Raw genomic sequence first — 16,119 nt, forward strand, 5'->3', positions numbered from 1 at the left:
ACGGGGGACACACCACGGAGGAACGGGGGACACACCACGGAGGAAAGGGGGACACGCGGGAGGGGTTAGGGGTTTCCGCGGCGGAGGGCTCGGAGAGCGGCGGCTTGTTCGCGGGTGACTCCGGCGGCTTTCTGCTCGACGGCCTCGGCGGCGGTCAGGCCCGCGCCCAGCCAGTCCGCGACCTCGTCGAACGGGATGCCCGCGCGCCACCACTCCTCGATGACGTCCAGCGGGTTCGACAGGTCCTTGGTCTCGGCCGGGATGAGGCCGATCTTGCACCAGATCCGGGCGTCTGTCGCGTGCACACCCTGCTTCGCCCACGCGTACGCCTCGTCGTCCAGCCACCGTCGCTCCAGGTAGCCGCCTATCACCTCCTGCGGCACGCCACCGTTGAGGAACCGCTGGATGTGCTGACGGTCCGGGCCGACCGGGACCATCCCGGCGATCCCGCCGCCACCCGATGCGGTGAACCGCATCGAGGTCGGCATCCGCTGCTCGTAGGCGTCCACCGGCCCGCGGCCTTCCTTGACGTGCTCGCGGGCCTGTTCGAGGGTGTAGCCGAACTCGTGCCAGCGCACGGCGTCGTTCGGGCTGATGCCGGCCTTCATCCACTCCTTGACGGTCGCCGGGGTCGCGCCCGCGGCCTGCCACTGCGCGGCGGTCAGCGCCTCCCGGATCCCGGACTTGAGCCAGGTCACCGCCTCGTTGAGGTCGAAGTTCCAGCGCCGCCACGCCTTCGCCTCGACCCGCCGGAACCCCACGTGCAGCCACGCGGTCAGGTCCTCGGGTTCCTCGCTTTCCTCGAAACGGCTCATCGCGTCACCGTCTCGGCGTCGATCACGATCGAGGTGGCCCAGTCCGGCACGGTCCCGGCCGGATCCATCAGCCCCACAACGACTTTGGCCTTGCCCGGCGGCTTCGACGGCCACGGCGTGAACCCGTCGGTCAACACCAGCACCAGGTCCGGCCGCGGCCTCAACTCGACCGCGGCCGCCAGTCCGGCGCCCATGTCGGTCCCGCCGCCACCGAGCAGACGCACCTCGTGCGCGTTCAGAACCCGTTGCGCCTCATAGGCTTGCGCGTCACAGCAGACCACGTGCAGGCGATTGCGGGCCACGCCGAGGCTGTTGAGCAACCCGCCGACCTCGCCGAGGATCTGGGCCAGCATCCCGTCGCTCATGCTGCCGGACGTGTCGATCACGACCGCGACCGTGGGCAGCGGCTGCCGAAGGCTGGGCAGGATCACCTCGGGGAACGCGGCCGCGCGCCGGGATGGCTTGCGGTACGTGAAGTCGACGCGGCCGGCGATCTCCGCGAGGCCACGGCGGACCGCGGAACGCAGGATCTGCCGCCAGTTCACCACCGGGTCGAGCGCTTCCTCCGCCCAGCGCTGGAAACCCGCCGGTACGTCGCCGCGGGACTGTTGGTGCTCCTTGATCTTCGTGGCCGTGTCCCGGCGGACGAGTTTGGCCGCGGTCGCGGACAACCCGGGGCGTCCGCAGTTCCAGTCGCGGGGCTGGCCGTCGGCGCCGGTCCCGCAGTCGTGTGGCCTCTGTGGACGTTCGGGCAGGTCTTCCCAGTACTGCTCGGCGATCCGACCGTCGGGCATGTTGTACTTGCTCGGAGTCACCGCGTCCGCTGGCACCTTCAGCTGCGCGGTGTTCAGGTCGTCGTTGATCTCCGCGTCCCCGGCGACGTTCCAGCGCGCCGGATCCTCGCCCGGGCAACGGTCGCCGTGGTGCCGCAGCAGATGCGTGACTTGGTGCAGGATCCAGAACCCGATCTCCGGCACCGGGGTGGTCTCGACCACGTCCGGCCCGAGGTAGATGTGCCAGGCGTCATCCGTGGGGAACGCCCGGAGGTCGTGTTTCTCCTCCACCACAACGGGTTCCAGCGCGAGCACGGCCGAGGCGAGGTACGGGGCCTGCCGGGCGGTCCAGACCCGGGCCGCCGCCCACTTCCGGCGCAGCTCGTCACTGTCCATCGTCGTCCCCCAGCAGGCCCGCGGCCTTGAGGATCGGCGTCAGGTGCAAGACCTCCAACGGCAGCGCGGCCCCCGGCGGCCGGGCCCCGGCCAGCGACTGGGCCACGAGGGTCGCCACGTCCGGCGCCGCGCGGGTGGCCTTGGCCAGCACTTTCCAGGCCTGTGACCAGGACTCGGCGTCCCCGTGGGCGATCGCGACCGACGCGACCGCGGTCAGCACGGCGAACGCGCGGTCGCTGCGTTCGGGCAGTTCGAACGAGTCCGGGTCGGCCAGCACGGCCTCCGGATCGGGCAGGTCGGCGTGCGCGAGCCAGGACAGGAACTCGATGCCCGCGCCCTCCCCCACCGCGCCGATGATCAACGACGAGCGCACGTCCTCGTTCGCCCCGACCGTGTCGCACATGCCCAGCAGCGTCGCCACCGTCTCCCAACTGCGCGGGCTCGGCCAGCCCCGCCCGGCCTTCGCGGCCACCGACGGGACATTGAGCACCAACGCGGGCCGGACTTTCAGGAACGCCGCGACCGCCGCGCGGGCGGCCATCCGGCGGTTCTCGTCGATCTTGGCGTGGCCGTTGGTCTCCGGTCTGGGGAACCCGACCGCGAGACCCTGCGCGACCGCGGCGGCGTCCACCGGCCAGTCCAAGTGGACCAGGCGGTTCGCCAGCGGCGGCGCCAGATCCCAGCCGTCGGCGGCCTGCTCGGGCGGGTTGGCCGCGGCGACCACGCGCACCCCGGGCGGCAACTCAAGGTCGCCGACGACTCGTTCCAGCACGATCCGCAGCATCGCAGCTTGGACCGCCGGCGGAGCTGTCGTCAATTCGTCAAGAAAAAGCAGGCCCTGCCCGGCCTCGGCGAGCCTCCGCGCCCACGCGGGAGCGGCGAGGCGCACGCCACCGTCCACAACCACCGGTAACCCGGCGAAGTCCGTCGGCTCCCGGATCGAACCGACGACCACCTCGACCGGCCAGCCGAACGACTCGCCCAGGGCGCGCACGACTGACGTCTTGCCGGTCCCGGGGCTGCCCCACAACAACACGGGCACCCCGGCCGCCACAGACGTCGCAAGCGCTTCGTGTGCCACGGACATCTCGATGAGGCCCAGTATCCCGACGCCACCGCCCGCCCGCCACAAATTCTCGCGGGGTGAATCAGCCGCCTACGTGGATTCCGGGCCGCTGCGCGGGATCCGGTTCGGCGGTGCGCAGGATCTCGCGGACCACCGGCGGCGTGTCGCCCTGGCCCAGGATCAGGTACCGGAACAGGTGGCCGAGCGGGCTGCCCTCGGACCACTCGAAGTAGCAGTGCGGCCGCACACCGGTGGCGTTGCGCAGAGCCAGCAGGATCGCGGCGATCGCGTTGGGCACGGCCGGGCTCTGCACCCGCAGGATCCGGTGCCCGCCGACCTCGGCCCCGCGCACCTCCAGCACCTCACTGAACTCCGACGGGTCGGTGACCTCGACCTCCAGGAACAGGATGTCCGCGCTGTCGTCGACCGGGTTCATCCCGCGCTGTTCGCGCTCCTTGTCCAGGTACTCCGCGTCGTCGCCGGCCTGGCGCTTGTTCGCGATGATGTCGAGCTTGTTGTTGTGCTTGAGCGACTCGGTGATGAACAGGCGGGCCTGCTCGTCGAACTCGATGTGGTCGGCGCGCAGCTCGGTGGTCCGGCTGACCCGGGAGACCAGCGAGACCACGACGATCCCGGCGATGAACGCGGCCGAGATCGCGATGCCGTCCGGCTTCTCCCGCACGTTCTCGACCAGCGCGTACAGCAGCACCAGGGTCAGCACGCCGAAGCCGATGCCGGCGAACTTGTGCCTGTGCCGGATCGCCGAGATGGTCACCGCGATCGCACCGGACACCATCATCGCCAGGATCCCGGTCGCGTACGCGCCGGCCTGGGCGTTCACGTCCGCGCCGAAGATGATCGTGATCAGGATCGAGATGGCCGTGTAGACCAGCACGATCGGCCGGACCGCGCGGCCCCAGTCCGGCGCCATGCCGTACGAGGGCAGGTAGCGCGGGATGATGTTGATCAGGCCGGCCATCGCCGAGGCGCCCGCGAACCACAGGATCAGCACGCTGCTCAGGTCGTAGATCGTGCCGAACGCCTCGCCGAGCTTGGCGTGCGCCAGGTAGGCCAGGGCGCGGCCGTTGGCCTCGCCGCCCTCCTTGAACTTGTCCGCCGGGATCAGCATGGTCGTGATGAAGCTGGTGGCGATCAGGTAGACCGACATGATCACCGCGGCCGTGGTCAGCAGCTTGCGGGTGTTGCGGACCCGGCTCTCCATGCGCTGCTCGGCGTTCTCACCATCGGCGGCGATCAGCGGCATCATGCTCACGCCGGTCTCGAACCCGGACAGGCCCAGCACCAGCAGCGGGAACGCCAGGATGGCCGGGACGAGGATGTTCCCGCCGCCCTCGGTGAGCCTGTTGGTCCAGCCGTCGATCACCGCCGGGTCGGCGATGATGTCGGCCACGCCGACACCCACGATGACCGCGTTGAGCGCCAGGAAGATCGCGACCAGCGGGATGGCCACGCCGACCGCCTCGCTGAACCCGAGCAGGAACACCCCGCCGAGGATGAGCAGCAGCACACAGGTGACGATCACCTCCTGGCCGTGCAGGAAGCCGGGCGCGACCGGGTTCTCCAGCAGGTGCACGGTGGCGTCCGCGCCGGACAGGGTGATCGTGATGATCCACGAGGTGGCCACGAACCCGAGCAGCACCAGCACGAAGATCTTGCCCCGCCAGAACGGCAGCAGGTCCTCCAGCATGGCGACCGAGCCCTGGCCGTGCGAGCTCTCGCGCGCCACCCGCCGGTACATCGGCAGCATGCCCAGCAGCGTCAGGCCGACGATCAGCAGCGTCGCCAGCGGCGACAACGCGCCGGCGGCCAGGGCGGCGATGGCCGGCAGGTAGGACAGGGTGGAGAAGTAGTCCACACCCGTCAGGCACATCACCTTCCACCAGGCCTGCGGCTTGGCGTGGTCCTCGACCGCCTCCGGGCCGACCGGCTGCACGCGGTTGGCCAGCAGCCACCGGGCGAAGCCGTGCCGCGGCGGCTTGGGCGGCACCGGGCTCTCCAGGCGAGCCGGGATGGCCAGCTCGGGTGCGCTGCTCATGGACACTCCAGGGTCGAAAAAGGGCACGGCCGGACCGCAGCCTACGAGAACCCTGGCGGCGGATCAGGCAAAGGGCCCTTTCGGCTGCGCAATGGCGCGAAGCAACCACCGGGTGGGTCCGGTCGTCCTTGGGTGGAGTGAACGTTCTCGGATGGGGGTCGCATGAACCGGCCTGAAGTGGTCTCCGCGCAGGAGTGGGCGCACGCGCGGGATGCCCTGCTGGTCAAGGAGAAGGAGTACACCCGCGCGCTGGACGCGTTGGCGGCCGAGCGGCGCAGGCTGCCGATGGTGCGGTTGTCGCCCGACTACGAGTTCACCGCGCCGGACCGGACCGTGGTCGGCCTGCCGGACCTGTTCGCCGGGTACCGCCAGCTCGTGGTGTACCACTTCATGCTGGCGCCCGGGCAGACCTCGATCTGCGGCGGCTGCGCCTCGTTCACCGACAACATCGCCGACCAGTCCCACCTCAACGCCCGCGACACCCGGCTGATCCTGATGAGCCGCGCCTCCCAGGACGACATCGACCCGGTGCGCACCCGGATGGAATGGTCGGTGCCCTGGTACTCCTCGTACGGCAGCGCCTTCCACGACGACCTCGGGCTGGGCGACGGGTTCGGGCTGAGCGTGTTCCTGCGGTACGGCACCGACGTCTTCCGCACGTACTACACCTCCGGCCGGGGCGTGGACCGCCTCCGCCTCGACTTCAACCTCCTCGACCTGACACCCCTCGGCCGCCAGGAGGTCTGGGAGGACTCACCGGCGGGCTGGCCCCAGGACGAGACCATGTCGTGGATCCGCCTGCACGACGAGTACTAGCCGGTCCTACGGGAAGAAGCGGATGTCGACGTCGGTGTCGGGGCCGATGGCGTCGAGGGCGGCGGTGGGGTCGTCGACGTCGTGGAGGTCGAGGACGTCGAGGGACCAGGTGAGGGGGCGGATCCGGGCGAGGTCCTTGGCGGGGGTGGGGGCGTGGATGACGAGGTGGCGGAGGGCGGGCAGTTCGGCGAGGGCCTCGACCTCGGGTTCGCGGGGAACGCCGGTGCAGGTGACCATCTCCAGGGTCTTCCAGCGTTCGATGCCCGCGAGGGAACGCTGATCGGCGCGGTTCTTCACGGTCAGCTCGACCAACGGGAGGTCGGGCAGCACATGCAGGCCGTCGGCAAGGGCCCGGTGCTGGATGGTCAACGCGGTCAGGCGGGCGCCGGTGAGGCTGCTGAGGTCGATCGGGGGCTGGTTGGCGGTCCGGCGCACGGCGAGCAGGGTGAGGTCGTCAACGGAACAGCTGGCCAGCGCGGACAGATCGGTCAGCATGCTGTACCCGGAGATCCGCAAAGTACGCAACGACCGGCAGCGCACCAAAGGACGCAAATGCCGGATGGTCTCGTTCGCCACTATGTCCAAAGTGGATAGTTGTGGGATGTCGGCGAGCGGGTAGAGGCCCGCGCGGGAGTCAGCCAGGCTGACGTTGCCGATGAGTTTGAGCGACTGCAACGTGGTGAGGTGCCGCAACCGAGGCAGCAGACCCCAGCGGCGGACCTCCAAAGCGCGGTCCTGGAAGTCCACTTGGGACAGCAGGATCCGGGCGTAGTCGTCCGCGAAGTCGAACTCCCGCCAGCCACGCAGCAACTCGTCGACCACAGTGGACTGGTGCAGCGCGGTGAACGGCCGGATCTTCTCCCACGCCTCCTCGCCGCCGATCATCGCCAGCGTCCGGATCACGAACGGCGCCAGCTCCGGCCCGGCCTCGTCCGGCCCCGGCAACAGGTCCACCACGAACGAACCGGCCTTGGCCAGCATCTCCGCGTCGTGGAAGTCCGCGGGCGGGATCAGCCGCTTGGCCGCGTTCTGCACGTCCACCCGAACCTGGTCCGGGTAAACGACATCGGCGTATCCCAGGCAGGCCGCGGCCACCAGCACCAGCCGGTCGGCGACGTCCTTCTCCTTGTGCTGCACGGCATGCCGGAGCAACCGCTTGAGCAGGTCGGCGACCTCCCGCTCACGCGCCTGGGCGGCGGCCATGAACACGACCTCGAACCACGAGTCCTTGTGCGCGTTGTCCACCAACGCTTCCAGCTCGCCCGCCTTCACCATGTCGGCGGCGGCCAGGTAGTCGCGGAAAGTCCGGTGGATGAACTCGATCTTCTGGTCGGCCGGGTACTCACGCAGCAAACCAGTGCGCACCAGCATGTGTTCGAGCAACCGGTCGGCCTCCAGGCCCTGCGACCGCAACCCGATCATCGCGCGTTCCAGCCGCCGCTGCGCATCGCTGTGCGACACCATCAGCTCCGCACCGCGGACCATTGGCGCGGCGAACCGCTCCAGCAGGATCAGCTGCTCCGCCTTGGTCATCCGGTCGGCCGGCGTGAAACTCGGCTTGGCGTCGTCCCACCGGCCCAGCAACAGGTCCAGCGCCTGGTCGAGCAGCTCACGCCGGGTGCGTGGCAGATACTGGTTGTTCTGCCGGTACAACGCGCACAGCAAGGCCGCGAGCAGCGGGCTGGCGACCAAGGTTCGCAGGTTCGGCCGGGCGGACAGGTTCTCCCACAACGACGTGCGGCATTCCTTGAGCCACTCGCGTTGCGCCGGATCGGCCTCCTGTTTCAACGCGGCCGCGTACCAGCGCTCGATCACCCGGCGCAACCCGCTGGTGCTCAACGGAAGCAGCTCGAACCGGATCAGCCCGACCCGGCGCGGCTCGTCGACGAACCAGCCGTCGTCCACCGCCGAGGGCCGCGTGCTCACCACATACCGCGCCTCGGGGTACGCGCGGACGAACTTCTCCAGCCAGCGCTTGACCTCGTGCCGCCGCTCCGCGACCAGCTCGTCCAGCCCGTCGACCAGCAGCATGGCCCGGCCGGCCACGAACAGCCCGGTGGCCCACTCGTCGAGCTTGTCCCCGGTCAGCATCGGCGCCACCGCGGCCAGCAGCTTGCCCGGTTGCTGCGGCATCGCGCCAGTGAAGTGCCGCAACGACACGAAGAACGGCACCACCCCGCGCCACGGTCCCTCCTGGTCGCGGGTGTCCGCGGCGAGATATGCCAGCCAGGTCAGGAAAGTCGTCTTGCCCGCGCCCGCGCCGCCCAGCAACAGCACCCGCCGGGCCTCCGCAATCGCGTTACCCGCGTCGGTTCCGGCCCCGGTCAGCTCGGACGTGGCGCCCCTGCGCATGATCGGCGGCGTCACGTAGAACTCGTCGAACGAGGACCCGACCGGCATGCCGCCGCGGGTGACCTGGAACAGTTCGAAGGTGGAGGTCTCCGCCATCACGAAGTTGAGGTAGCGGCGTTCGAAGTCGGACTCCGGTTCGCCGCCGAACGTGGTGGCCCGCGGCGGGAACGGGTCGTCCGGACGGCAGATCCACGCGACCGCGTTGGTCTCCTTGACCGCGACATTGACCGACCGGTACGACGCCAGGTCGCACGCCGCGCTGTGCCGGATCACCTCGTCGAAGAACCAGGACGACGAGATCACCGCGACGATCCCCTGCGACTCGGCCAGCGCGGTCTTGAGCTGGGGCGCGTCGCAGAGCCGGAACGCGTGGTTGATCGAGGCCCCGGTCACGCCGTGGTCGTCGTAGTTGATCTCACCGGCGTGCATCGCGACGCGCAGCCGGATCCGTTCCACCTCCGGGTGTTCGGCGTTGTGCTCGCGCAGCGCCGCCACCAGCGCGCCGGGCAGCAGCTCGGCGAACGGCGCCTTGGGCATCGCCGCGGGCGCGAGGATGAGCACGCCGTCGCCGCGGTCCTCGGTCCGGCACTCCGACCAGGCGATGTCCGCCTTGTCAAAGGCAATGCGCAACGACCGGTACAACCCGTCCCGCACGGACAGCTGGTTCGGGTTGGTCCGGCGCTGGTCACCGAACCCCTCGACATCGACCACGAGGATCGTCCGGTGTACTGCGGGCCGCTGATGCATCACCCCAAGTCTGCCACCCCGCGCCCGGGCGTGTCCCCCGTTCGTCCACCCCGTGTCCCCCGTTCGAGCGGGGTGTGTCCCACATTCGTCCGGCGGGACGGAGAACTCGGGGTCCGCGAACGTGGGACACGGGGGCGGTGAGTGTGGGACACGCGGGGGTTAGGGGTGGGGGGTGGTGTCGCGGATGGCGGTGGCGATGGAGCTGACTCGGTCGGCGAGCAGGCCCATGGCGCCCACGGCTCGGCTCATGGGGTCGTCTTCGGTGCCGCCGAGGGCGCGTTCGCGCAGGTAGGCGGCTTTCACCTCGGCCCAGCGGGTGGCTTGGGCGTCCGTCAGCCTGCCGCGGAGTTCGGCCAGTTTCAGCAGGTTGGCTTCCGCGCCGGTGGTGAGGGTCTGGGCTTCGGCCAGGTAGTGATCGTCGATCACGGCCGACAGTTCGGCCTCGTTCATCGCCGGGACGATTTTCTCGGCGAGCTTGTTCATGTTGCGGTAGGAGCCCTGCAGCTGGAAGGGCGGCTCGGTGCGGGATCCGTCGGCCTGCGCGGCCGAGGCGATGTAGGCCTCGTTGTTGGCCAGCACCACCCGCTGAGCAACGAGCAGCTTCCGCAGGACGGAAAGGATCTGCTCCAGCTCGACCGCGGAGTACGGGTGGGACAACTGGTCCGGGCGGACCGACTCGTCGCCGCGCGCCAGGCGGACCAGCCTGGTGATGTCGTCACGATCCCTTGTGGACAGTGGCGCGAGGACCGGGTTCGAGGTCAGTGCGTTCTCCACGAAGCTGAGCGCGAACAGATCCTCCTTGCCGGACAGCACATCGCCGAGGTTCCACACGTCCGCGCGGTTGGCCAGCATGTCCGGGATGCGGAACCGCTGGCCGGACTCGGTGTAAGGGTTGCCGGCCATGCACACCGCGAACCGCTTGCCGCGCAGGTCGTACGTCTTGGTCTGCCCCTTCCAGACGCCCTCCATCCGGCGCTGGGCGTCGCACAGCGAGATGAACTTCTGCAGCAGCTCCGGCGAGGTGTGCTGGATGTCGTCCAGGTAGAGCAACACGTTGTTGCCCATCTCCAGGGCGAAGTTGATCTTCTCGATCTCCTGGCGGGCGGTCGCGTTCGGCGCCTCGGCCGGGTCGACCGACGTCACCGAGTGCCCCAGCGCGGGCCCGTTGACCTTGACGAACACCAGGCCGAGCCGGTCGGCGACGTACTCCATCAGCGTCGTCTTGCCGTACCCGGGCGGGGAGATCAGCAGCAGCAGGCCCATCTGGTCGGTGCGCTTGTCCTCCCCCGCCGTGCCAAGCTGTTTGGCCAGGTTGTCGCCGATCAGCGGCAGGTACACCTCGTCCAGCAGCCGGTTGCGCACGAACGCGCTCATCACCTTGGGCTGGTACTCGTCGAACCGCAACCGCTTGCGTTCGGCCGCGACCAGCGAAGTGCGCTTGCGTTGGTACGCACGGAAAGCCGGAACACGCTCAGCCCGGAACGAACGCGTACGAGCGAGCAGCTCATCCAGCCGGAAGGTCAGCTTGCCGCCGGAGACCCGCGGATGCACCCCGAGTAGACCGTCCACAGTGGCCTCAAGCGTCGCCGACGAGTCATGCCGGGGAACCTCCCGGCACAGCTCGATCATCACGGCTTCGAGCAGCTCGAACGAAGTCTCGCCGGTGCTCACCAGGAAAGCCGACAGCCACGCCGAGATCAGCTGGTACCGGGCCCCGAGGTCGTCGCCGAGGGCACGCAGATCGTCGTCGAACTCCTGCGCCGACTTGGCTTGGGCACCCAGGGCCCGCCGGAACCTGTCCACAAGGGAGCGTGCGGCGGCGCTGGTGACAAAGCCGAAAGGCGCATTGGCCAGCTCCTCGAACAGGTACTCCCCCGCCAACGGGTGGTCCAGCTCAAGCTCATTGGCCCGCAAGAACGACGTGATCGCGTCACTCAGCTCACCGGCCAGCACGGCGATCGCCTCGACGTGCCCGAAAGCGAGCCGCGCCCGGGCCAAAGACCCTGCCCGGCGCGACCACACGGTCCTGGCCTGCTCATCCGGCCCGAACGCCCAGAAGACCGTGGCCGCGGCCCGAGCCCGTGGCGGATAACGCAAAGTCCCGGCCCCGGCCTGAAGGCGTTGCACTGCCTCGAAGATCTTGGCGGCGTCGTGGTCGTGCACTCCGCGCTCGTAGCCCTCGTCGTATCGGCTGTCCAACGCTTGGCGCAGCTCGTCGACGCTCCGCACCGAGGTCGCCAGGTACTCGGCGCGATACACCTCGGGCGACTCGGAGACCAGCAGCTGGTCCCAGAACGGCTTGGTGGAAGCGAACTCCGGATCCGACACCGGGTCCTTGAAGTCCGTGCCGGTGATGCCGATCGCGAGCCCGTCCTCATGCGGCACCAGCGTCAGATCCATCGACTGCGTGTGGACGGCGAAGGAATGCCGCCCCAGCCGGATGGTCTCACCGCCGTCCGCGTAGAGATCCAGCCGGTCCCGCAACGCCCGGCCGGCCTCCTGGCGGGCGGCTTTGATCCGGCCCGCCAGTTCCTCGGCCCGGACCTGGTCGCTCAGCGAACGCAGGTCCTCGACGACCGACCGGAGCTTGGCCACCATGGGGTCGCCGGCGAAGTACGTGTTGACTTCGTCCAAACTGGACAGTGTCGCCGCGCGGCGCTGAACCGTGGCCAGGATGCGGGTCGCCGACTCGACCAAACGGTCGGCACGACGGGCGCGTTCGTCCAGCAGAGCCTGCTTGCGAGCCGAGAAGGCCTCGTAGACGTCGGTCCGCTTGGCACCGATCTCGGACAGGAAGTCGTCGAACTCGCCGAACCGCGACTCGAGGTTCTCCAGCTGCAGCATCAATCGGCCGAGCTGGTCGTCACAACGCTGTGGGGTGTCGGCCATCGCCAGAGCGGCGGTGATCGCCTGACCCAGCAACGCGAACTCCGCGGCGAACTCGGCCCGCCCCTCGGCGGAAGCCAGTTCGCGGCGGCGAGCGTCCACAGTGGCCCTGGCACGGTTGATCCCGCCGAGCACCTTCCCGACCCGCTCCAGGATCCCGGTGCGCACAGTGGCGTCCGCGATGTCCAACGAGCTGACCACCTGCGTCAACAGCTCCAGACCGTCCGCCTGAGCGTTCAACCGGTCCTGCACGGGCACGGCTTCGGCGACGGTCTTGATCGCCGAGCCTTCGGCCAGCAGACGGTCCACCTCGGCGTGATACCCGGCGAAAGCATCGGCCCCGCCGAGGAAGTCGACCGCCCTTTTCGCGGCCGAGTCCAGTTCGGTGGCCAGCAAAGCGTTCAGCTCGTTGATGCGAGCCGTGCCGACGTACCGAAGCTCCTGCAGGGTGACCAGATGTCCTTGCGAGCGACGGAGTTCGGCCAGCTGGGCGACCCACTCATCAGCGGACTTCGGCGCCTCGCCACGCACCCGGCGAACCAAGGACGCGATATCGTCGGCCGCCTTGCCGAGAGCGGTCGCAGCTTGGTTGGTGAGCGCCTGCACGCCCTCGAACTCGTCCAGGACCTGCTCGGCGGTGGCCCGGACCTCCGACAGCGGCGTCCGCAGGTCACCCAGCTCCCGCTCGCCCAGCCAGTGGTAGTGGTCGAAAGCCCGGTCACAGGCCGCGATCAGCGCCTCGAAGACCTCAGTGGACGGTGCCATCTCACCGACCATCCGCGAGATCGACAGACAGTCCGAGATCCCGCGCACAAGATCGGCATTGCCCACGCGGTCCAATGGCCCAGTGCCGGTTTCTCGCGCCGCGGCATAGGTGTCCGACTGGTACGGCGTCTGCCAGACCTGCATCGGGTGCACGCGAGTCGGTTCGTCGGACATCGCCCGGAACACCACAAGCGTGCCGTCGTCGAACAACGACCACCCGTGACACGGGATCGGCGTGCCGACCTCCTTGCGGATCACGTTGTACGGCAACAACAAGTACCGGCCCTCGGCGCGGGCGTGGAAGACGTACAGCACGTCCTCACCGTTGTTCGACCGGATCGACCGCTCGAACTCCAGGCTGGCCACATCGGTGTCGAACGTCTTGGACACGCCGGTCGCGAGATAGTAGCCGCCGGGGAAGATGATCCCCTGATCTTCAGGCAAGCGCTGGCAGGCCTGGCCGATCCCGTCCAGCCGCACGACACCCTTGGTGCGCGTGTTGAAGACGAGGTACCGCCAGCCGGACTCCTTGTACGGCCGGATCTTCAGCAGGATCAGCGCACCGATCCGGGCGTACGAGATGTCCGCGTCGGCCAGGCTCTGCAGCGGCTCGTCGACCGGCTCGGCGTAGATGCCCTCGCCGGTCTCGGTGTTGTTCTCCAGCTTGATGGTCAGGTCGCCGCCGACCGTCTCGATGAACACCATGTCCTCAATGGACACATGCGGGTGCCGCCCGAGGACGTGGTTCTCGCGTGTGGTCTCCGTCCACTCGAAGTCGTGCGACGGCGGGAACACGTGATCCCGCTCGCCCCGTCCGTCCTCATAGGACACCGTGTTGCCGTTTTTCTCAGCCACGTTGACGACCCAGCGCAGGACCCGGATGTCCGAGGCCCCGGCGCCGGTCTGGAAGACGGCGAGCAGCTTGCCCTCGACCCGGCGCAGTTGCAGCAGCCGGGTCTCCTTGTAGTACCGGTAAAGCTCGGCGAAGTCACGCTCGAACTGACCGTCCCGCAACAGTCCCGGCAGCTCGTCCGGCCCGGCGTCGTCGAACCGGAACGCGTCCCCTTCCCGGGCGAACCGGTGCAGGGAGAACACGTCGTCGACGTTCGTCTCCGGGCGCAGTCCGATGAACACGTTGTACCCGAACAGCATCAGCCCGTTGACCGACACGATGTCCCGCGGCACGCAGTTGTTCTCGGTGCGGATCCGCTCGGTACCGATCAGCCGCAGCTCGGTACCGCCGAACACGGCCAGCCGTTGCGTGTTCAGCGACTCCGCGCGGGCGGCGAGCGCGGCGGCGTGCTCCGCCAGCCGCGCCCGCAGAACCTCGTAGGTACCCGCGTCAAGCGCGATCGCCGACTGTGTCATCGGACATTCTGGGGAGGCAGAAGCGCCGTGACGGAGTGGTCACCGATCCCCAGCCGGTTCGCGGTGTCGAGAAGTTCCTGCAGCTTGCCGGATTCCTTGCCGCCGGAGCCGATGAGCTTGAGCAGCAACGCCGACACGGTCAGGTTCTTGACATCGTTGGTGTCCAGGCCACCCAGAACCCTGGTGATGTCGTCAGTGAAGTTCGACGTGCCGTTGAGCCACGGCCCGGCCAGCGACTGGGCGGTCTGCGAGTGGTCCACGAACCCGTCCACGCTCTTGCCCAGCGACACCGCGCCCACCAGGCGGTCGAAGAACATCGAGTCGCCGCCGACGATGTCGATGTCGGCCTTCTCCAGGCCCGCGGCCAGCACCTCGGCCTGCGAGGCGGCCAGTTTGGACTGTGCCTCCAGGCCGGCCAGCCGGATGTCCTTCTCCATCTCCAGCCGCAGGCGGAACTCCTCGTGGTCGCGGGTCGCGTCGGTCATCGCGGCCAGCGCGGCGGCCTTCTCGGTGAGACCCTCGGCCTCGCCCTTCAGCTTGTCCCGCAACGCGTCCGCCATGATGATCGCCTTCTGGCGCTCGATCTCGGTCTCCGCCAGGCCCAGCTTCTCCGCGCCCTCGGCCTTGGCCAGCGCCTTCTCCCGCTCGACGGCGGCCTCCGCACGGCCCACCTTCTCGATCGCCTCCGCGTCCCGCTCGCGAACCTGGACGGAGGCAAGGCCTTCGGCCGCCGCCTCGGCCTGGATCCCTTCGGCCAGGCGGATCTTGGCGCGGGTGTCGAGCTCCGCGGCCTGCTGCCGGGCCTCGGCCAGGGCCAGCTCGCGGCGCGCCTCGTACTTCGACGCGGCCTCCGCGGCCTCGGCCGCCTTGATGTCCTTGACCAGCTTCTCCTGCGCCTCGGCCTCGGCCTGGATGATCAGCGACTGGCGCATCCGCTCGGCCTCCTCGACCGCGCGCAGCCGTTTGATCGTTTCCTCCTGCTCCGCAACGGTCTTGTCCACGGCGATGCGCTCGCGGACCACCTCGGCGATGGCCCGCTTCTCGACCTCGAGCTCCTTGTCCTTGGCGATCTTGGACAGCTCGGTCTCGCGTTCCCGGGAGATCACCTCGAGCTGGCGGTCCTTCTCGATCCGCTCGGTCTCGATGGCGATCACACGCTCGCGGTTCTTCTCGGCGACCGCGACCTCACGGGCCCGGTTCTGGTCCTGGATGCCCAGCTGCTCGTCGGTGCGGATCTGCGCGGTGTGCGCCTTGAGCCGCTCCTCGGCCTGGACCTTGGCGATCTCGGCCTCCTCGCGGGCCTTCATGGTCTCGACCTCGCGGCGCTGCTTGGCCTCCGCGTCGGCCTGGCGGCGCTCCAGCTCGAGGATGGCCTCCCGGGCGTCGACGTTCTGCCGGGTGATCTCCTTCTCCTCGTTGCGCTGGTACTCGTTGGTGCGCACGTGCTCGATCGCGGTCAGCTCGGTGATCTTGCGAATGCCCTGTGCGTCCAGGATGTTCGCCGGGTCGAGCTGGGTCATCGGGGTCTGCTCGAGGTAGTCGATCGCCGCGTCCTCGAGGGAGTACCCGTTCAGGTCCGTGCCGATCACGCGGATGATCTGGTCGCGGAAGTCGTCGCGCTTGGTGTAGAGGTCGACGAAGTCCAGCTGCTTGCCGACGGTCTTGAGCGCCTCGGAGAACTTGGCGTTGAACAACTCCTGCAACGTGGTCTCGTCGCTGGCGCGGGCGGTGCCGATCGCCTGCGCGACCTTGACCACGTCCTCCACGGTCTTGTTCACCCGCACGAAGAACGTGATCCGGATGTCCGCGCGGATGTTGTCCCGGCAGATCAGGCCCTCGGTGCCGGCCCGGTTGATCTCGATGGTCTTCACCGAGATGTCCATCACCTCCGCGCGGTGCAGCACCGGCAGCACCACCGCGCCGGTGAACGTCACGTCCACCTTGCGCACCTTGGAGATGATCAGCGCCTTGCCCTGGTCGATCTTGCGGAACAACCGGCTGACCACGAACAGGATCACCAGGACGACGAGCAGCACGGCGCCGATCGCCACGCCCACACCGATTCCGACAGCGTCCATG

8 protein-coding genes are annotated in these 16,119 nt (G+C 68.9%); 1 reads left to right on the forward strand and 7 read right to left on the reverse strand.

From position 1 onward, the window contains the following. Window positions 1–65: 65 nt before the first annotated feature. From AB0J95_RS11735 to AB0J95_RS11750, 4 genes are all read right to left on the reverse strand, one after another. Window positions 66–815: a hypothetical protein gene (locus AB0J95_RS11735; RefSeq protein ID WP_364755915.1), complete on the reverse strand. Its 750-nt coding sequence runs from the start codon at window positions 813–815 to the stop codon at window positions 66–68. Beyond that, window positions 812–1,984 (reverse strand): VWA-like domain-containing protein, encoded by a 1,173-nt coding sequence (locus tag AB0J95_RS11740; protein ID WP_364755917.1) that lies wholly within the window; start codon window positions 1,982–1,984, stop codon window positions 812–814. The genes AB0J95_RS11735 and AB0J95_RS11740 overlap by 4 nt, the downstream gene beginning before the upstream one ends. Next, window positions 1,974–3,065 carry a MoxR family ATPase gene (locus tag AB0J95_RS11745; protein WP_364755920.1) on the reverse strand — a complete coding sequence of 364 codons (1,092 nt, stop codon included), beginning with the start codon at window positions 3,063–3,065 and terminating at the stop codon, window positions 1,974–1,976. Before AB0J95_RS11745 ends, AB0J95_RS11740 begins: the two co-directional genes overlap by 11 nt. 67 nt (window positions 3,066–3,132) lie before the next feature. Further along, window positions 3,133–5,106, reverse strand: coding sequence for an amino acid transporter (locus tag AB0J95_RS11750; protein ID WP_364755922.1), 1,974 nt, complete (start codon window positions 5,104–5,106; stop codon window positions 3,133–3,135). Window positions 5,107–5,268: 162 nt separating this feature from the next. Here AB0J95_RS11750 and AB0J95_RS11755 point away from each other — a divergent pair, with 162 nt between their 5' ends. Continuing rightward, complete coding sequence (locus AB0J95_RS11755; protein WP_364755925.1) at window positions 5,269–5,922, forward strand: DUF899 family protein; 654 nt, start codon at window positions 5,269–5,271, stop codon at window positions 5,920–5,922. Between the two features lie 6 nt (window positions 5,923–5,928). Here AB0J95_RS11755 and AB0J95_RS11760 read toward each other — a convergent pair whose 3' ends face one another. The 3 genes from AB0J95_RS11760 to AB0J95_RS11770 form a co-directional block, all read right to left on the reverse strand. Then, the gene (locus tag AB0J95_RS11760; RefSeq protein ID WP_364755927.1) at window positions 5,929–9,021 is read right to left on the reverse strand and encodes an NACHT domain-containing protein; all 3,093 of its coding nucleotides are present in this window, start codon (window positions 9,019–9,021) and stop codon (window positions 5,929–5,931) included. Between the two features lie 159 nt (window positions 9,022–9,180). Further along, on the reverse strand, window positions 9,181–14,040 hold the full coding sequence (locus AB0J95_RS11765) for a DNA repair ATPase (protein ID WP_364755929.1): 4,860 nt from the start codon (window positions 14,038–14,040) through the stop codon (window positions 9,181–9,183). Beyond that, on the reverse strand, window positions 14,037–16,118 hold the full coding sequence (locus AB0J95_RS11770) for a flotillin family protein (RefSeq protein ID WP_364755932.1): 2,082 nt from the start codon (window positions 16,116–16,118) through the stop codon (window positions 14,037–14,039). Before AB0J95_RS11770 ends, AB0J95_RS11765 begins: the two co-directional genes overlap by 4 nt. Between the last annotated feature and the right edge of the window lies 1 nt (window position 16,119).

Source organism: Actinocrispum sp. NPDC049592 (genome assembly GCF_040675465.1).
In the GTDB taxonomy this organism is placed as follows: domain Bacteria; phylum Actinomycetota; class Actinomycetes; order Mycobacteriales; family Pseudonocardiaceae; genus Kibdelosporangium.